24 protein-coding genes are annotated in these 17,765 nt (G+C 51.7%); 11 read left to right on the plus strand and 13 right to left on the minus strand.

Annotated elements, in window-relative coordinates:
* Nucleotides 1–68 precede the first annotated feature (68 nt).
* On the minus strand, nt 69–1,487 hold the full coding sequence (nifB, locus tag WCY20_RS13420) for a nitrogenase cofactor biosynthesis protein NifB (RefSeq protein ID WP_345975875.1): 1,419 nt from the start codon (nt 1,485–1,487) through the stop codon (nt 69–71).
* 183 nt (nt 1,488–1,670) lie between these two features.
* Here nifB and WCY20_RS13425 point away from each other — a divergent pair, with 183 nt between their 5' ends.
* Nucleotides 1,671–1,796 (plus strand): hypothetical protein, encoded by a 126-nt coding sequence (locus tag WCY20_RS13425; RefSeq protein ID WP_345975877.1) that lies wholly within the window; start codon nt 1,671–1,673, stop codon nt 1,794–1,796.
* A 222-nt stretch (nt 1,797–2,018) separates the two neighbouring features.
* On the opposite strand, the gene WCY20_RS13430 is transcribed toward WCY20_RS13425, so the two are convergent.
* A complete protein-coding gene (locus WCY20_RS13430) occupies nt 2,019–2,567 on the minus strand; it encodes a ferric reductase-like transmembrane domain-containing protein (protein WP_345978274.1) in 549 nt (182 codons plus the stop codon).
* Complete coding sequence (gene msrP, locus WCY20_RS13435) at nt 2,567–3,523, minus strand: protein-methionine-sulfoxide reductase catalytic subunit MsrP (protein WP_345975879.1); 957 nt, start codon at nt 3,521–3,523, stop codon at nt 2,567–2,569. Before msrP ends, WCY20_RS13430 begins: the two co-directional genes overlap by 1 nt.
* Nucleotides 3,524–3,801: 278 nt before the next feature.
* Between msrP and WCY20_RS13440 the strand changes: the two genes are divergently transcribed.
* From WCY20_RS13440 to WCY20_RS13480, 9 genes are all read left to right on the plus strand, one after another.
* Entirely contained in the window at nt 3,802–4,242 is a 441-nt protein-coding gene (locus WCY20_RS13440) for a hypothetical protein (RefSeq protein WP_345975880.1), read from the plus strand.
* Nucleotides 4,205–4,720 carry a hypothetical protein gene (locus tag WCY20_RS13445; RefSeq protein ID WP_345975882.1) on the plus strand — a complete coding sequence of 172 codons (516 nt, stop codon included), beginning with the start codon at nt 4,205–4,207 and terminating at the stop codon, nt 4,718–4,720. The genes WCY20_RS13440 and WCY20_RS13445 overlap by 38 nt, the downstream gene beginning before the upstream one ends.
* Nucleotides 4,720–5,568 (plus strand): hypothetical protein, encoded by an 849-nt coding sequence (locus WCY20_RS13450; protein ID WP_345975884.1) that lies wholly within the window; start codon nt 4,720–4,722, stop codon nt 5,566–5,568. The genes WCY20_RS13445 and WCY20_RS13450 overlap by 1 nt, the downstream gene beginning before the upstream one ends.
* 76 nt (nt 5,569–5,644) lie before the next feature.
* Complete coding sequence (locus tag WCY20_RS13455; RefSeq protein WP_345975885.1) at nt 5,645–6,241, plus strand: ATP-dependent Clp protease proteolytic subunit; 597 nt, start codon at nt 5,645–5,647, stop codon at nt 6,239–6,241.
* A complete protein-coding gene (clpX, locus tag WCY20_RS13460) occupies nt 6,241–7,461 on the plus strand; it encodes an ATP-dependent Clp protease ATP-binding subunit ClpX (protein ID WP_345975886.1) in 1,221 nt (406 codons plus the stop codon). The genes WCY20_RS13455 and clpX overlap by 1 nt, the downstream gene beginning before the upstream one ends.
* A 612-nt stretch (nt 7,462–8,073) precedes the next feature.
* Nucleotides 8,074–9,255: a NifS family cysteine desulfurase gene (locus tag WCY20_RS13465; RefSeq protein WP_345975887.1), complete on the plus strand. Its 1,182-nt coding sequence runs from the start codon at nt 8,074–8,076 to the stop codon at nt 9,253–9,255.
* Complete coding sequence (locus tag WCY20_RS13470; RefSeq protein WP_345975889.1) at nt 9,255–9,578, plus strand: hypothetical protein; 324 nt, start codon at nt 9,255–9,257, stop codon at nt 9,576–9,578. The genes WCY20_RS13465 and WCY20_RS13470 overlap by 1 nt, the downstream gene beginning before the upstream one ends.
* 24 nt (nt 9,579–9,602) lie before the next feature.
* Complete coding sequence (locus WCY20_RS13475) at nt 9,603–9,806, plus strand: hypothetical protein (RefSeq protein ID WP_345975891.1); 204 nt, start codon at nt 9,603–9,605, stop codon at nt 9,804–9,806.
* Nucleotides 9,807–10,145: 339 nt separating this feature from the next.
* Entirely contained in the window at nt 10,146–11,432 is a 1,287-nt protein-coding gene (locus WCY20_RS13480; protein ID WP_345975893.1) for a hypothetical protein, read from the plus strand.
* 60 nt (nt 11,433–11,492) lie between these two features.
* Here WCY20_RS13480 and WCY20_RS13485 read toward each other — a convergent pair whose 3' ends face one another.
* Complete coding sequence (locus tag WCY20_RS13485) at nt 11,493–11,798, minus strand: helix-hairpin-helix domain-containing protein (protein ID WP_345975895.1); 306 nt, start codon at nt 11,796–11,798, stop codon at nt 11,493–11,495.
* Between the two features lie 100 nt (nt 11,799–11,898).
* Between WCY20_RS13485 and WCY20_RS13490 the strand changes: the two genes are divergently transcribed.
* Nucleotides 11,899–12,462: a hypothetical protein gene (locus WCY20_RS13490; protein ID WP_345975897.1), complete on the plus strand. Its 564-nt coding sequence runs from the start codon at nt 11,899–11,901 to the stop codon at nt 12,460–12,462.
* 49 nt (nt 12,463–12,511) lie between these two features.
* Here the strand turns inward: WCY20_RS13490 and WCY20_RS13495 are convergent, their stop codons facing one another.
* From WCY20_RS13495 to WCY20_RS13535, 9 genes are all read right to left on the minus strand, one after another.
* Nucleotides 12,512–12,919, minus strand: a complete 408-nt coding sequence (locus WCY20_RS13495) for a hypothetical protein (RefSeq protein ID WP_345975898.1) — start codon at nt 12,917–12,919, stop codon at nt 12,512–12,514.
* A gap of 20 nt (nt 12,920–12,939) precedes the next feature.
* Complete coding sequence (locus tag WCY20_RS13500) at nt 12,940–14,847, minus strand: thioredoxin domain-containing protein (RefSeq protein ID WP_345975900.1); 1,908 nt, start codon at nt 14,845–14,847, stop codon at nt 12,940–12,942.
* Nucleotides 14,848–14,869: 22 nt separating this feature from the next.
* Complete coding sequence (locus tag WCY20_RS13505) at nt 14,870–15,205, minus strand: hypothetical protein (protein WP_345975902.1); 336 nt, start codon at nt 15,203–15,205, stop codon at nt 14,870–14,872.
* A gap of 30 nt (nt 15,206–15,235) precedes the next feature.
* Nucleotides 15,236–15,505, minus strand: coding sequence for a hypothetical protein (locus WCY20_RS13510; RefSeq protein WP_345975904.1), 270 nt, complete (start codon nt 15,503–15,505; stop codon nt 15,236–15,238).
* Nucleotides 15,506–15,535: 30 nt separating this feature from the next.
* Entirely contained in the window at nt 15,536–15,928 is a 393-nt protein-coding gene (locus tag WCY20_RS13515; protein ID WP_345975905.1) for a 4Fe-4S dicluster domain-containing protein, read from the minus strand.
* A gap of 154 nt (nt 15,929–16,082) precedes the next feature.
* The gene (locus WCY20_RS13520) at nt 16,083–16,475 is read right to left on the minus strand and encodes a 4Fe-4S dicluster domain-containing protein (protein ID WP_345975907.1); all 393 of its coding nucleotides are present in this window, start codon (nt 16,473–16,475) and stop codon (nt 16,083–16,085) included.
* Entirely contained in the window at nt 16,475–16,852 is a 378-nt protein-coding gene (locus tag WCY20_RS13525) for a NifB/NifX family molybdenum-iron cluster-binding protein (protein WP_345975908.1), read from the minus strand. The genes WCY20_RS13520 and WCY20_RS13525 overlap by 1 nt, the downstream gene beginning before the upstream one ends.
* Nucleotides 16,853–16,891: 39 nt before the next feature.
* Entirely contained in the window at nt 16,892–17,278 is a 387-nt protein-coding gene (locus WCY20_RS13530) for a 4Fe-4S dicluster domain-containing protein (protein ID WP_345975909.1), read from the minus strand.
* Nucleotides 17,279–17,305: 27 nt separating this feature from the next.
* Complete coding sequence (locus tag WCY20_RS13535) at nt 17,306–17,758, minus strand: TOBE domain-containing protein (protein WP_345975911.1); 453 nt, start codon at nt 17,756–17,758, stop codon at nt 17,306–17,308.
* Nucleotides 17,759–17,765: the final 7 nt, after the last annotated feature.

Below are 17,765 nucleotides of genomic sequence, written 5' to 3' on the forward strand. Positions count from 1 at the left end.
CCCTTACATTTCCTGCCCAGGAAGGGCAAGCTATCATGCCTTCGCGGCTAGCATCGAGCGACAAACGGTTAATTCGCTTCCAACTCTTCGGGCAGGTTAAAGTACTTGCGTGTCGCTTTAAGCACCGACGCTTCGATCGGCTCGTACGCATAACTCTGGTCTGCGATCAGTCCTGCAGCCTTAAGGTCATCCTGCGGACAACCGCCGATCTTCGCCGTCAGGATCAAGGCACAGTCTTTGAGTTTTTCCAGGATAGGTTCGATCGGGTTGCCGCCTTCCGGTCCCGCACAGTACTCGTAATCGAGTTTACGGTGATGGATAAAACGGATACCGCGGTCACCCGCTTCATAGATCAGGAACTCTCTGACCGAACCGAAGTGCTGGTTGATCATCCCCTCGCCCGCTGTTGTAACGGCGACAAGAATGGTCTGACCGTCGCTGGCAAGGTTCTCTTTCTCCTGGCGGACACGTTCGTTCGCCTGGTCAAGGAAGAAACGGAACTCTTCGATCTTCGCCTGGCTCTCTTGGCGCGCTGTAATGTTGTAGTGCTGTTCCAGGGCGTCAAACGACATCTCCGAGAAGACATCTTTCGTAAATTCCTGTCCGCGGTCCTCACCGATAAGGCCGACGGCATCCGCACGGCACTGGCGGCAGTGCTGCATCAACTTCATGTCCATGCCGCACGCTTCCTGTACTTCCATCTGCTGCTGATCGGTTGCCGAAGGCACACCGTCGAGTCCAAATTTCGTACCATGTTCCGGCTCAGAGATGATCGGCATGATATTGTGTAAGAAAACACCGATCTCTTTAAGTTTTTTCGCCACCTCAGGAAGGTGTTTGTCGTTGATACCCGGGATCAGTACCGAGTTGGCTTTGATAAGAATGCCGTTTTCAACACACTTTTTCATTCCTTCAAGCTGACGCTCAAGAAGAATTTTGGCAGCCTCTTTTCCATAGATACGTTTGTTGTTGTAGAAGATCCATGGATAGATCTGCGAACCGATCTCCCCGGTCGTATCGACACTGTTGATTGTAACGGTGACGTGGTCAATGTCGTATTTGACCATCTCGTCGACAAAGGTCGGCAGTTCCAGACCGTTTGTGGAAAGACAGAGTTTAAGGTCAGGTGCTTTTTCGCGCACCAGCTCAAAGGTCTTAAACGTCTTTTCCGGGTTGGCAAGAGCATCTCCCGGACCTGCGATCCCGAGTACGCTCAGACGCTGGACTTCACCGCCGACGTACATCACTTTCTTCGCCGACTCTTCCGGTGTCAAGCGCTCGCTTGTAACACCCGGACGGCTCTCGTTGGAACAGTCGTATTTACGGTTACAGTAATTACACTGTATATTACACGCCGGTGCTACGGCAACGTGGATACGGGCATAGTGGTGGTGGGCACCCTCTGAATAACAGGGGTGGTCATGGATCTTGTCCTGGATATCTGCAGGTAGTGCAGATTCGGCCGGATTACTTGAACTACAGCTCATTTTAGCTCCTTTATATAAGGTAGGAATTCAAATGATCTCGCGTCATGTAGCTACAATCATTTCTTGCTAGAACTGTTGCAAGATATGTTCCCGGGGATTTCCGGCCGCTTGTGTAGGAAACGGGACAATGCTCTACGTTTTTGTCGGACAAAAAAATAAAGCGTGCGGTGCCGCGGGTGACCATTGCGTGCGGGACGTGGAGAATCATTCGGGCAGCATCAGTGGCTCTCCGAACTCGACAACCACAAACTCCTCCGCTCCCTGATGAGCAGTTCGACAGGTTCGTCGATCTTTTCCGCTGTCTGCTGAAACGTACCGTAGTACATCCCACGCGCTTGCAGGAGGGCAGGATCCATGGTGCCGAACCGCTAAAAGGTCTCCCCTTAGGCGCTATCGCCGCGAAATAGATCCTTCTGGCTCCTATCTCCATCACGAACCCTTCCCAAAGCGTCGAGTCGCGCTCAAAGAGTGTCCTGCCCGAAAAGTGGGAACAGGGACGAAGGAGAGAAAGAAACCCGGGAGTCGCCCTTGCTAAAACCGGACGCGGCCCGTGCGCTGCAGCAGCTTGAGCACCCCGATCAACGCCATCACCGCGACCATGCCCCACTGCAGGGGGCTCAGCGCTTTTTGTGCCATGACAAAATGGGTGCTGGTCATAAGTAACGCCGCATAGATGAGCCTGTGGTATCGGACATATTTCGCAAAGAGCCGTGGCAGCGAGGTGACGGCCATGAAGAGCAGGATTGCAAACGAAAGCATGCCAAGGTAGATGAAGGGCTTATCCAGCGTCTCCGAAAGTGCCATTTTCAGGTCCAGCTCCATATCAAGGATGAGGAAGTTGCCCAGATGCAGCACGGCGTAGAAGAAGGCGAAAAGCCCCACCATGCGCCGGTAACGTACGAAGTTTGCCGCCCTGCGCAACAGCGAAAGAGAGGTCGTCACATAAAGCAGCGTCAGCGCTGTCCCCCCGCTCACCGTATAGATGTACTTGATGGGATCCTCCGCGCCGCTGACAAAGAGGTGAAAGAGCAGAAAACCCAGCGGCGCCAGCAGAAGAAGCGCAATGAGAGCCCGCCGCATCAAAAGTTTTTCCTCAGGTCCATCCCGGCGTAAAGCTGAGCAACCTCATCGGCGTAACCGTTGAACATCAGGGTCTTCTGTTTGAAAAAGCTGCCGAGCAGCCGTTCGCGCTTCTGCGACCAGCGCGGGTGGTCCACCTCCGGATTGACGTTGGCGAAAAAGCCGTATTCGGCCGGCACGGCCCGCTGCCAGCTGTTGAGCGGCGGGGTCTCCGTAAAGGTGATGCGCACGATGGATTTGATGCTTTTGAAACCGTACTTCCACGGGACAATCAGCCTCAGGGGCGCGCCGTTCTGCGGCGGCAGGCTGTGACCATAAAGACCGACCGCCATAAGGGTAAGCGGGTGCATTGCCTCGTCCATGCGCAACCCCTCGACATAAGGATACTCCAGGGCATTGAAGAGCGTGCGCTGCTGGTCGGGGAACTGTCCCGGGTCGTAGAGGGTCTCGAAACGAAGGTATCTTGCCCCGGAGAGCGGCCGGGCATGTCGGACAAGGGCCGAAAGTTCGAAACCGATCCAGGGCACCACCATGGACCACCCCTCCACGCAGCGGAAACGGTAGATGCGCTCGCTGAGGGGAAACCTTCGAAGCTCCTCCAGACCGATCGTAAAAGGTTTTTCGACCAGCCCGTCAACGGTGACGTTCCACGGTTCGGTTTTGAACCGCCGGGAAAGGGGCTTGACCCTTTTTTTGTCGGTTGTGAACTCATAGAAGTTGTTGTAGGATGTAATATCCCCATAACTGCTGGGGGTCAGGTCCATGGAGTTTGGGTCGTTTTTGTAGCTGAGATCAGGTGCCGGGACGGACTCTTTTGCGGCCAGTTCCATCACCGTCGCCGTAGAGACAGCCATCGCCGCGCCAAGCTTAATAAAACTTCTGCGGCCCTCAAACAGCTTCTCGTCGGTCACGGACGACCCGCCTTTTTCCCACCTCTCTTTTTTCAAGTAATGCATAAGAGCTCCTTGAGCGCTTAGGGTATGTTTCAATCATACTCTCTAAAAAGAGGTAAAGAGCATAAAAATTCAGACTAGGGGAAAAAACAAAGGAAAACCGGGGCACCGTTTTACCCCCGCGCTTCAAACAAACCAACAACGACATTTTTGTCAATTTTTGCAACCGCCCCCTCTATTTTATGTGGACCTTGTGCCTCTCATCACACTGCCGCACTAGAACACAATATGCAAAACAGCTCAATAAAGAGTCCGTGTGTCGGGCTGAAAGGCAAAGTCGTATGAAGATCGCGGTCCCTTTAAAAGATACGTTCACGTTCTATCATCTTAACCCGTTTACCGCACCGAAATTTGCCATCTATACGATAGAGGGAGACCGTTTGAACCTGACATACGGCCTTTCTAGTGTTGTCGACAACCCGTGTAAAAACATCAATAACGGCAAGTTCGAAGAGAAACAGATCCTATGCGACTGTGACTCAAAGCAGTGCGCGGACATCCACCATATCTTCGAGCACTATGCGCTGCTCGATGCTATCGGCGGTTGCAGCTATCTGCTGGCCGACCATTACTGTGACAACACCACGCGCGCGCTTAACAACGGCGGTATCAAGGTGTTTAAAATACCGCCTATCATCAACATGATCGATAGTGCCGTTAAAAATTTTATATTAGGAGCTTCCCTTGCAAGTACTTTTAAACACATCCACCATGTGTCTTGAGGATATGCCTCTTGACATCGGGTACGCTTCTGAAAAGGTGAAACTTACCGGCAGTGACGGTAAGGAGCACACCATCGGCGGCCAAAACGGAAAAACCCAGCTGATCATCAGCACGCCCTTCATCGACGACGCCCTTGTTCAGGAGCTCGAAGAGATCGATGCCATGCTTCCGAAAGGGGGCGAATACGAGGTGACGGCGGCACTGGTCGTCGCCAATGACACCCATGAACGCCCCAACCTGGAGAACATCGATTTTTTCATCGACAGTGAAGGAGAGTACGGCGACTTTTACGGCGTCCGTCTCGAAGGGGACCCCTGCGACGGCGAGTTGACCAAGGCCGCCATCCTCATCTCCAAAGACGGGGCGATCTTCTACGACGAGTTTGCAAAAAACCTGCATGACAGGTTTAACGCCGATACCCTGCTGCGCAAGATCATGGCAGCACAAACCTGCTACACCGGAAAAGGATGCCACTAATGAGCGAAACAATAGATATCGAAACAACAATCGAAACGATTAAAAAAGAGATACGCAACCAGACGACCGTCCCCTACTTCGGGCTCGGTATCTTTACAGGGACGAAGACGAAAGAGGGCGAGCAGATGCCCTACGATTCCGACTCGATGATCCTGATGATGAACAACGGCCGCGCCATGAGCCCCCGGCTGATGTTCGAATATTCACGTGCCGCGATGCACCTTGAACAGCGTCGCGGTGTTGACTACATTCAACAGATGATGAACTGGATCTACACCAAAGAGTTTGCGCCGACGCCGCTTCATAAAGCGATCGTCGACATGCTGCCGCGTTATATCGTCGACACCAACCGCGATGCAAAACTTCAAGAGCTGCTCGCCTTTGAACCGCACTGTCTGATCGTCGGAAAGGCGCGGATTCTGAACAACGATTACCGCTATGAGATCTTTGAGTACGACGTCGAAAACAAAAAGTATTTTCAGGTCGAAGAGGCGGCACTTGATGATGCCAAAAAGATCCTCTTCAAACCGATGGGATCGACCCTCCCGGAGCCGAGTTTTATCATATCGGATGCCGACTACGTTGACTGGCTCACCGAGGCGATGGGCGGTTTTGCCGTCCCTTCTGTACTTAAGAGCTATCGGAAAACAAAAAAGTACCTCTTTATGGGTACCTATTTCGATCGTGACACCGACCGTATGGTTGCCAACGAACTGACGATGGGACTTGAAGGCGGTTATGTCATCACCGACAAAGAGTTAGGGAAAAAGGAGAAAAAATTCATCGAAAAGCACAACCTTGAAGTGCTTGAGATGTCCCTGGACGAGTTTACCAAAGCGTTTGTTTGATTTCACGTTAAATGAGCAAAGCCCATTCGGGTAAAAGAATTCTTGAATAATTCAAAATTCTATACAAAGGAATACAATGCCATATATACCAACCGTTAAAGACCGGTCACCGAGAGGCGAACGCTACTTCGATCTATTTTCGAAACTCATGGGCGACCGTGTTATCATGATCACCGAACCTGTTGATGACCACATGATGGGCATCATCGTCTCACAGCTGCTCTACCTCGAAGCCGAAGATTCCGAAGAGCCGATCCACATGTACATCAGTTCTCCGGGCGGTTCGGTCATGGCAGGACTTGCCATTCTTGACACGATGCAGCTCATCAGCGCGCCGGTATACACCTACGCCATGGGAATGGTCGCCTCGATGGCCGCCGTTCTCTTTACCTGCGGGGAGCCGGGGCACCGTTACATCTTTCCCAATGCCGAGGTGATGATCCACCAGCCGCTCGGCGGCACCTCGGGCCAGGCCAGTGATATCGAGATCCAGGCCAACCACATCCTCAAGCTGAAAAAGAGACTCTACAAAATTCTTTCAAAAGCGACGGGCAAACATATCAGAACAATCGAAAAAGAGAGTGACCGCGACAACTACTTTGAAGCAGCCGATGCCATTACATTCGGATTGGCGGACACCATATTAGAATCCATCACCAAAAAGGATGTGTAATGAGTCAGGAAAAAGTCTGTTCGTTCTGCGGACGTAAACAGAGCGAAGTCAAAAAGATGTTCTCCTCGGAGAAGACCAACATTTGTAACGAATGTGTGAGCACCTGCTCGAGCATCCTTCAAAAAGAGGTGCGCTACGAACAGCAGACGAACATGCAGGAGCAGCTGCCGAAACCCGAAAAGATCGTCAGCTACCTGGACAAGCACATCATCGGGCAGGAAGAGGCCAAGAAGGTTTTGGCAGTCGCCCTCTACAACCACTACAAACGGATCGAGAACCCTGTCTATAACAGTGTCGAACTCGAAAAGAGCAATATCCTGCTGCTCGGCCCTACCGGCAGCGGGAAGACCCTGCTTGCCAAGTCCCTGGCCAAGATCATGAACGTCCCCTTCGCGGTTGCCGACGCCACGGCACTGACCGAGGCAGGCTATGTGGGTGAAGATGTCGAAAGCATCCTCTCCCGCCTGCTGGCCGCGGCAAACTACGACATCGAACTGGCCCAGCGCGGGATCGTCTACATCGACGAGATCGACAAGATCGCCCGCAAAAGCGAATCCTCCACGATGGGACGCGATGTCTCGGGCGAAGGGGTGCAGCAGGGACTGCTGAAGATCCTCGAAGGGAGCGAGGTCTATGTTCCGGTGAAGGGAAGCCGCAAAAACTCGACGACCGAGACCGTGCTCATCGACACCTCCCACATCCTCTTTGTCTGCGGGGGCGCTTTTGTCGGGCTGGTGCCGGATGTCCACACCAAAAAGACCAACAAGGTCGGGTTCGGTTCCGTACAGAAAGCGGCGATGAAAGAGTTCAAGGTCGACCAGAAGGCGCTGGTGCACTACGGCATCATCCCGGAGTTCATCGGCCGTATCCCGGTCATCGCCCAGCTGCGTGAACTGACCAAGGATCAGATGGTTCAGATCCTTCAAGAGCCGGACAACGCCCTTATCAAACAGTTCCAGGCCCTTTTCGAAATGGACGGCATCACCCTCAATTTCGAGGAGAAGGCCCTGGAAGCGATCGCACAGAAGGCGATCGACAAGGGTGTCGGTGCCCGCGGTCTGCGCGGTATTATCGAAGAGGTGATGCTGCCGCTGCAGTACAGCTGCCCGTCCCAAGAGAGCCTGGAGAGCGTCACCATCACCGAAGCGGTCGTGGAAGATCCGGCCACTCCGGCTATTTTTACCTACAAAAAAGAAGAAGAGAACACCGCCGAGGCGTGATCTTCTCGCACGCTCTCAACAGGCGGCCTCTCCTTTTTTTGCTGATAAATCCTCGTTTACTCCTTCAACCGTTCAGTCATCATCAATAGCTACAACCATCAAATGCACCTACCTGCTCGCAATACATCCACTTGATTTCGACAAATAACAGTATATTCCCAAATAACAATTCATAATCATATTAGTCCCTGTTTTTCGACGGGGCTTAGAGATGAGCAAGGTAGAGATACTCGAAGAGATAAAGCAGGCAATTGGTATCGTTCCCGGATTTTTCGAGATGATGCCGGAAGATCCGCTGGAAATGGAACGGGGGCTTTTCAAGCGCTACACGCTGCAAGAAAAAGGTGAAATCCCGCCCAAATACCGGGAATCAATCGGACTTGGAGCTGCGGCGGCACGGCAAAATCACCGGCGCGAACGCCTTCGGCACATCGGATACGCTCGGCAATGCCGAATACCGAACGTGCCGAAGGATAAATCTTTTCAAATTTTTGACAAACTTTTCAATATCATACAAAAACACTCCCATTCTCGAACAAAACTTGCATTCCTACCTAAAACGTCCCACCACTACCAACCGGGACATTATTACATACACACGAGGAACAGACTATGCGCGTTTACCTGGACAACAATGCCACCACAAAGATCGACCCTTTGGTCAAAGTCAAGATGCAGCCCTTTTTCGAAGAGCTTTACGGCAACCCGAACTCACTGCATCAGTACGGTATGGAGGTTCGCCCCTATCTGAACCAGGCACTCGGCGAGATGTATGATGCCCTGAACGTTCCCGATGAGGACGACATTCTCATCACATCATGTGCAACGGAGAGCAACAATACGGTGCTTAAAGGGGTCTTTTTCAAACATATTCTGAAAAACCCGGAAAAGAACCACATTGTCACGACGGCAGTCGAACACCCCTGTATTCTGGACACCCTCCACTACCTCAGCGATTTCGGTGTCGACGTCACCTATGTCGATGTTGACGAGAACGGCGGCATCGACGCCGAAGCGATGAAAGCGGCCGTTACGGACAAGACCGTTCTGATCTCCATGATGTGGGCCAACAACGAAACCGGTATGATCTTCCCGATCGAAGAGGTGAGCGCCTTTGCCAAAGAGAAAGGGATCCTGATGCATACCGATGCCGTTCAGGCAATCGGTAAACTGCCGGTCGACCTCACCAAGGTCGAGGTCGATTACCTCACCTTCTCCGCCCACAAGTTCCACGGTCCAAAAGGGGTCGGCGGGCTTTATGTCAAAAAAGGAAAAGCATTGCCGAACCTGCTTCACGGCGGGGAGCAGATGGGGGGCAAACGTGCCGGTACTCTGAATGTCGCCTATATCGTCGGTATGGGTCTGGCCATGAGACAGGCGGCGAAGCATGTCGAGAAGATGAATACGGATGTCCGCCGTCTCCGCGACAAGCTTGAAGACGCGCTGGCCAAGATCCCGGACACCATCGTCGTCGGACCGCGCGAACGCCGTACCCCGAACACCATCCTCATCTCGCTTCGCGGTATCGAGGGTGAAGCGATGCTGTGGGACCTCAACAAAGCCGGTATCGCCGCTTCTACAGGAAGTGCCTGTGCATCCGAATCACTCGAGGCAAACCCGGTCATGAGCGCTATCGGCGAAGACCCTGAGCTTGCCCACACGGCAATGCGTCTGAGCCTTTCGCGCTTCACTACCGAAGAGGAGATCGACTACGTCATCGAGGCCTTCACCAAAGCAGCGGAACGCCTGCGTTCGATCTCATCGACCTACGCCTATACTAACGAAGCAGGCTGATGCGCCCCTACCGTAATATCACCGATGAGGAGCTCTCTTTCCTCGGGGCCGTCCGTGACTGGAACAGCGATATTGCAAAAACACTGGTAGAGAACAGCGAACTGTTGTGGGTCCATAACCGACGCAAAAAGTTCACTTCGCTTGATCAGGCTGATGAACGTCTTGTACGCCGTGTCAATGTACTGAAGATCGATCAATATGACATCACGACAAATTTCGGACGCTACTCGCTTGAAAACGGCAAAAATGTGCATAACGCCTGCGGGTGTATGCGTTTTTGCGACTGCTACGGCAGACTCTACCTGCTCGCCTCTCAATACTAGAGACCCTAAACATCAGGAGCCCATATGCAATACCTTGTCGACATCCGCATCAGCGAAGGCCCGAAACGCACCTACCGCATTGACGCCAAAACAGAAGAGGAGGCGTTGGAACGTCTAAAACTCCGTCTGCCGCCGCAGCAGCGCGATGCTTTCGTCGTCGATGCTATTAAGATCGATCCGGCAACTGTCGTTGACGAAGATCCCTATGGCATCTTCGGCGGGGAGTGATCTTTATGCATACCGGGCTCTGACGCAAAAGAGGCACAGACTTCATTGGGAACTTCATGTCAAAGTACAGATGCCTCGCACTCCGCTTTCAATACAACAGTGTTAAATGCACAGAAGCACATTACCGTCTGAACCTGTACAAAAATCTCCAAAGTAACGCCATAATCAATAGCAACAAGCCGGTATTTTACTTTTAATTATAATAATTAGTAATACATAAATATTAATTTTACTTGCAAAGAAACTGTAAAGAGTTGCTGTAGTAGCATCTAACTATAGTTGATTTTTTCAGTTTCACAGAATCTAGTTGCACAAGGCTGGCTCAAGAGGAGGGGTATCATGAAAAGAGAAGAGAACCGAGTATGGCTAAGGCCTGTTGTAATTCTGGGTCTTATGGCGTTTTTCAGTCTTCAAGCATGGGCCGCACCTATGTTTGCACGCAAGTACAATCTAAGCTGTACCGTATGTCATTCGGCCTTTCCCAAGCTCAATGCGTTCGGCAAAGAGTTCATGGCCAACAACTACAGGTTGCCGAACTGGAGGGAGAAGACCATTACCGCAGACGACGATCAGCTCGCGCTGCAGGACTCCATCCCTCTTGCCTTCCGTTTGCAGGGGTTTGTACAGGCACGCGACAGCGAAGCCGTTGATGTCGTAACAGGTGAAACGACAGGTGCCGATACCGATTTCCAGGCTCCCTATTTGATAAAGATGCTTTCAAGCGCGCCGCTGTCCGAACACATCACCTACTACTTTTATGCGATCTTCGCCGAAAAGGGAGGGAACGGTGAGGTGATCGTAGAAGATGCCTGGTTTTCCTATGATGATCTCTTCGGCAGCGGCATCAGCATGATGCTCGGCCAGTTCCAGGTATCCGATCTGATGTTCCCGCGGGAGACCCGGCTGACTTTTCAGGACTATATGGCCTTCCGCATGGCGGGCATCACCTATGAACGAGGTGCACTGTTCTCAAGGGACCTGGGACCGATCAACATCGGCCTGGGGCTGGTCAACGGCAACGGTATTACCGAGAACGTGACGATCAACAGCCCGGGTTACCGCCGTCCGGACCATATGTTTGACAATGACAACGCAAAGGCCGTGTTTGGCCGGATCGGCACAGAGCTCGGCCCGGTTTCTGCAGGTGTGTTTTATTACAACGGTTCGCAGAAAAATGCGACGGGCGATGCCGGAACAGAGACCGGCACCCGCGATACCGATAAGCAGATCGCCGGTCTCGATCTTTCGGGTGACTTCGGAGGCGAGATCTACTGGTATGGCCAGCTGCTATGGAACGAGTGGGACGGCTTCATTGATCAGAATACCAAATACCGGTGGATCGGCGGGTTCGCCGGTTTAGACTATGTGCCGGGAAACAGCTGGAGCTACTCGCTGCTGTACAACTATGCTGACGGCGGTGACTTTGACAACAGCGACACGGTGTATGAAGGCATCGACATCAACAGCCTGACACTTAATGCCTCGTACTATTTCATGCGCAACGTCAAAGGGGTTATTGAAGCCAATGCGGATTTTCTCGCCAAAGAAGCACAAAGTGGAATATTTTACACAGGCCATTTGAGCCACGAAAACTATATTTTGCTTGGATTCGATGCCGCGTTTTAGGCAAGAATATCTTACCAATGATGACAAAAAGCGTCAGCTTTTACATTTCAAACCAATGCGTCACGGTCTAGCTCTTTCCCTTTCCTTTTGTAGCCGTTTGCGTTCAGGGGTGTAGGCCCACCACACCTTTGGCTCCCCGCCGTTCATAAAATCGACGACCGACATCAGGGTATCGAGCAGGCAGGGGTCCTGACGTCTGCCTTTTGCCTCGCACAGCCGCAGATAGAGTTCATACGCATCGCCCCCGGCAAGCTGTTGCGGCCTCTCGATCCCGATGCGCCGGAGATCGTTAGCGATCGCCGGACCGATATTGGGAAGATCGCTCAATGTTCTGGTCGTTTCGCGTCTCACTTTTTCCGGGTTCATGGAACCTCCTCCTTTTTGTCAAGTATACTAAAAAATACTACAACCGCATAGAATCAGAATTGCATTGTTATCAGCAAATATAACACAAGGAACACCCTCAATGTCAATTATCAAAGATTTTATCTATGACAACAATCTACAATGGCAGGCGTCATACAGCGACGAAACAGAAAAGTACCCTTACGGCTACCGCGGCAGCCTCGTTATCACCCCGGGTAAAGTACTCTCGGCCGACAAACAGCTTCCGCCTAAAGCAACAGCGACACAGGTGATCTTGACGGCAAAGAGCGGTCACATCGATTTTCTTGCATGCGAGCTTGAGACACTGGACTTTTTTGAACCGTTTGTAGAACGTTATAAAGAGGTTTTAAGTCCTGAAGGTCTCTACATTATCTTCGTGACCGATCTTGATGCAGACGGAAAACTTGAGTATGAAGGTTTGACGTTCTATATGTTCGCCCTGGACGAAAGCTCAGTCTGGAACGAACTTCTCGATCATGCAGACCTATCAAAAGGCGACCTTAAAAAGCTGAACGCAGCAGAGAAGATCGACACCGTATGCGATGAGATCAAATCAACAACGCTTCGTATCAGCGAAAAAAGCTATGACGAGATCAAGGCCCTTCAAAGTGCTGAAGGCAAACTGCTTTTCGGCGCGGTGTAACCCTCTCTTCAAACACCCCGTGAGAACGGGGTGTCATATTTCCTCTCTTCTAATGCTGCACACGTAAAAAGACCTGAAAACTTGTCATGGCCTCTACATCCCCGCTATCGACCGTCACCCTTGCATCACTGCCTATTGTCCCTATGATTTCGACACTGCCGTCTGCATCACGGAAGGTGATGCACTCAGCCTCCGGTTCAGGTATTAATCCGAGAGCCGACGCTTCTATAAAGGTACTCAAGACCCCGGCAGAAAGGAATGTTCTGCTTGTGATCCCGGCTATCAGCTCATGCAGTTTGTCAAATGTGATCACACATTGGAGACAGTCTCTGTTGGAACGGCTGATCCCCTGGTTTGCAAACGAGGCGACGCCGGTTGCGTGCAACATCTTGAGTTCATCCATCGTGACCTCTTTGGACTCATACTGCTTTTTCAGTTCTAGAAATGTCTTGATCATGCCTTCTCCTCACCAGCTGCCTAGGCTCTGAAGAGTTCCTGCAAAGAGCCGGCATTGGCAAAACAGCTGTGGTTGTTGCAGAGAAGGAAGTCGGATGCCGTATGGTAGAACGTTCGGGTAAAAGGCGAAGGGCTCACGCTTCTGACCGCTTCAATAGAGGTTCCCTGAGGCACTTTCACGATGGTGTCCTCCTCCAGAAAACGGAGGGTCTGGTTCACCATGCACGGGTGCAAGATCGCCTCTTTCAGGATCTCTTTTCCATAGTACCGGAGTGTCATCTCTGCCGGATCCCTGTAATTCTTGTCGATCAGGCTCGCCAGGCTCAGCAGCAGATCGGTCATCACAGCGACTGCACTGGGGTAAGAGCCGTCATTCACCTCGCCGAGTGTTTCAAACTCCCCGCGGCTGAAATACCATTGCCCCGTTTCGTAATAACGCTCCAGCGCTATGTTCGCCAGCCGTTCAGCCTCTCTGAGATACTGCCTGTTCGAGGTCACTTCATATGCAGTGACAAGCGCCGTTCCCAGATAGGCGTAATCTTCCAAAAATGCCTCTATCTTCGCAGGTTTTCCGATCAGCGCCGAGTGCATTAATCTCCCGTCATTCATTTTCATTAAAAGTGCCTCCATCGATGCAATCGCCTGCTCCAGGTAGCTGTTATCGTAAACACTCAGCTCAAAAAGTGCCTTGATCATCATAGCGTTCCATGAGGTCTGTATTTTTTTGTCGACAAAAGGGTAGGCCCGCGGTTTACGCAGCTTCCGAAGGTACGGCTTTACCTTTTCAAACCACCCGGGCCTTTGCACTGTGACAAAATGGATGATGTTGCTGCCCTCAAAATTTCCCCCGTTGGAACACCCCAGCCGCATGCTCATCTTTTTTGCTTCTCTCTCATCGAAACCGGCCTCTTGCAGCGCGTCCAGGACCTCCTTGCGGGTGTAGACAAAATACTTGCCCTCTTCGCCCTCCGTGTCGGCGTCACTTGCCGAGTAAAAAAGGTTCTCCTCCATCATAAAATCCGACATAAATGTCGCGATCTCCTCTGCGATCTGCAGGTAATAGGGCGCGTTGAAGAGGGTGTAGGCACGAAGATAAACCTCGCACAACAGGGCGTTGTCGTAGGTCATCTTCTCAAAATGGGGGACCAGCCACTCGCTGTCGACGCTGTAACGGCAGAAACCGCCGTCGACAACATCATACAATCCGCCCGCACACATGTTGTCGAGCGTATGCTGCAGCATCGAGGCGATCTCTTCATCCGCGTCCAAGCGGTAGAGACTCATCAGGGTGTTCAGGGTCGAGGCTTGCGGAAACTTCGGGGCACTACCGAAACCGCCGTAGCTCGGCTCAAAGTTGCCGCGCGCCTGCCTGAAAAACTGCACACCGGTTTCACGGCTTAAGGCCACGGGCTCTTTACGCCCCGTCTCCTGTTTGAGATACGCTTCAATGGCCTCCGCATTTTCAAACAGCTTTGCATCACGCTTCTCGACTGCCGGGGCGATCGTGCGGATAAGCTGCATAAAGCCCATCATATTCGGTTTGGATTCCGGTGGGATGTAGGTACCTGCGAAAAAAGGTTTATTGTCCGGGGTTGCGAAGACAGAGGTCGGCCAGCCGCCCGCTCTTTGGTTAAGCAGCAGATGAAGGTCCTGGTAATGTTTGTCGATGTCGGGGCGCTCCTCGCGGTCGACCTTTATACAGACAAAGTGGTCGTTCAGATACGCCGCGATGCGCTCATCTTCAAACACCTCGTGCTCCATCACATGGCACCAGTGACAGCTGGAATAACCGATGGAGACAAAGATAGCCCTCTGTTTGCTTTTAGCCAGGGCGAAGGCCTCGTCTCCCCAGGGGTACCAATGTACGGGATTGTCTTTATGCTGCTGGAGGTAGGGGGACTCTTCGTGCTCAAGCAGGTTTGCCATCATATGCCTTCATACTGTCATGCGATCAGAAGGCGAGGCGTTGACGGACAGTCGCTTTGAACGCTTTCATCTTTGGCCGCGTTATGGCATCCATGGCCGCTTCACGCAGAGGCTTTATCGCGGCAAAGATCTGTGCGGAGGGTTGTTGATCCCCCTTCTCGATGACAGCGAACACTGTATTGTCGAAAAAGACACTTTCCTGCTCGGGAAGGGCTTTATAGAGTGACAGGAAAACACTCTTCTCATAGGCATCCATCTTGCACGAGTCATCAACGATCTTCAAGGCCACCGTAATGGCACAATCTCTCTCAAAACTGTCCAGGCCGGCAGCGACAGCCGGGATCTTCTCCAGGTCATACATACTGTTTTCCTTCATGCACGGAAAGGCTCATCAGCCTTCAAAGTGTGCAATGCCGAGTTTTCTCAAGACGTTTGTGAAGTAGTGTCTTTCCTCACGGTCATACTCATCATGAAATGCGATGGAGATCGAATCGTCACTGTTCTGGTAAAGTTTCGGGATCATACCCATCTCGAGCGTAACATCATCTATCACCTCAAAGATCTCCTCTTTAAGTGCGCTTGATCCGTCATACTCTAATTGAAGTCCCTCGCAGCACTCTTCTCTCTGATGAAAGGCTCTGATCCGGCCATATCTGTTCATATTCTTCTCCATTACAGTTCAAACGGCATATTACCCTACCTCATTCTCATCCGGCTCTTCCTGAACCTCTTTGCCGACACCGCGCAGCTCCTGCCCGATGTCGGTACGGTATTTCTTCTTACGGAAAGACGGTGTCTTAAGCTTGCCGTTCTTTTCACCGAGTTTATAGAGCTCTTCATTGAGAAAGTGCTCTTCGAATTCAGGCGTGAACGGCATATCCCAGGTGATACAGCCGATACTCGGGCAGATCGCTGCACACTGCGGATCATCATAGATGCCGACGCACTCGACGCACTTTTCAGGCTGCACATAATAGCGGCTCTCACCGGTCGGGTTGTGCATATCGTCAACGATCGCATTGACCGGACAGTTTTGCAGACAGGCATCGCAGGTTATACAGGTATCATCAATTATTACAGACATTTTTTATCCTTTTTATTAGTTTGTATGGTGCCGGAAGTAATTCCGTTCCCTACGCTGACACTTGGTCCGCTTCGCCAGCGGGCCTCGCGCTTTGCGCTCTTAGATTTAATATGACAAACAACATCTATACGAGTCATTTGTACTCATAACCTTATTACGGACTATAAAGTTTTAGTGTCTCGCCGACACTGACATGAGCCGCTCTATCTTGCATAGAGATGCTCTCTCGAAAAGGTCTAGGCGCCACAAGCGGGGACAGAAGACCTTTTTTCTTATGGACACGAATCACATAATCATTACTTTGGACAAAGTAATCATCATACGTTTCCGTATAGGGCATATCCCAGACGATGCATCCCTCTGTCGGGCAGATATCAGCACATTTCGGTACAGCCGCATCCACACACTCTATACATTTTTCCGGCTTGACATACGTCAATTCACCGGCGGCCAGCGGCGAGTCGTCAGCACTCACGATTGCCGTGGCCGGGCATTCATCGATACATGCATCGCAATTAATGCATAAATCCGTGATCAGGACCGCCACTATGCGCTCCTTGCCTCGGCTTTGTGAAAGATGCGCAGCAGCCACATCGGCGGGTTCTCTGCCAACATGCTGTGAAGCTGTCCAATCGCGTTCTCCATCTTCTCCCCCTCGGCAACACGGACGGGGTGTATCCCCGCAGCCTGAACCATCTTCGACGCCTTCGGCCCGATCTGGGTACAGTACATAATGTCTGCCTCTTCAAGAACACCGATCTTGTAGCTGAGTTTTTCATGCTCATCTTCGATATCGGTCGTGGCATCGATGACGTCAAGAAGCGTTGCTTTCTCTTTGTCGACCTTGTAAAGATAGAAATTTTTTGACCAGCCGAAATGCTGATCGACAGCGTCTCCGGTGGAGGAGGCAAATGCAATATTCATCTTTTATCCTTTCTCTCTTTTCAAGGACCCGTCAACGTGTTAAAACTCGACGTTGGCGTGCGATTCGCGGAGATCCATACCGATCTCTTCCATAAACGGCTGCGCTTTTACTTCCGGAAGCATCAACCCTTTTTTCTTGTGTTCGCGTATCTTATAGGTACCGCTTTCATTACCCTCGGCATAGTAGTCGTTGAAGTCCGTCGTAAACGGCATATCCCAAACAATAGAACCCTCCGTAGGGCACGCTTCGGCGCAACGCGGCGCGTCGGCATGACCGACGCATTCAACACAACTTTCCGGCTTGACATAGAAACGTTCACCCTCATAAGGGTTCTTTTCGTTCCCGTCATCGATAATCGCTGCGACCGGGCACTCCGGCGCACAGGCATCACAGTTGATACACTCATCAGTAATCATTACAGCCATATTGTTCTCCTTGTTTTTTATTAAAATTCAATTTGCATCTTTCGTTCCAGCGAGTGCCTTGCGATAGACATTCAGGTCGATAGGCATCAGAACAGGTTCAAGATTGATATCCACACCGCGCAGCAGCATTGTCGCCTCGCACCCTTTTGTCAATCCGAGCGTCGCATAGGCACGGGCGGTTATTAAGGAGATCACCTCGCCGAGACCGCTCTCGAAGGTCAGTTCACAGAGCGATGCGCCCTGCCGGACATCTTTGAGCGTGGCCGGCAGACGATTCTCGATGGAAACCTTTCCCGGGCACTCTTTGCTGACGCTGACGGAGGCTTCCGCGAAGGTACAGGTGACCTTGTCGCCGACGGAGACCCACTCGGGAGTCTGCGTTTTGATCAGGCATACATCGGTATCACCGATGCCGACACGGATATAGGTTACGACCTCCGTCTCTTCGATGGCCTTGACGGTTGCCTCTATCTGATTCACCGCTTTT

This window comes from Sulfurimonas sp. HSL3-7 (assembly GCF_039645985.1).
Classification (GTDB): domain Bacteria; phylum Campylobacterota; class Campylobacteria; order Campylobacterales; family Sulfurimonadaceae; genus Sulfonitrofixus; species Sulfonitrofixus jiaomeiensis.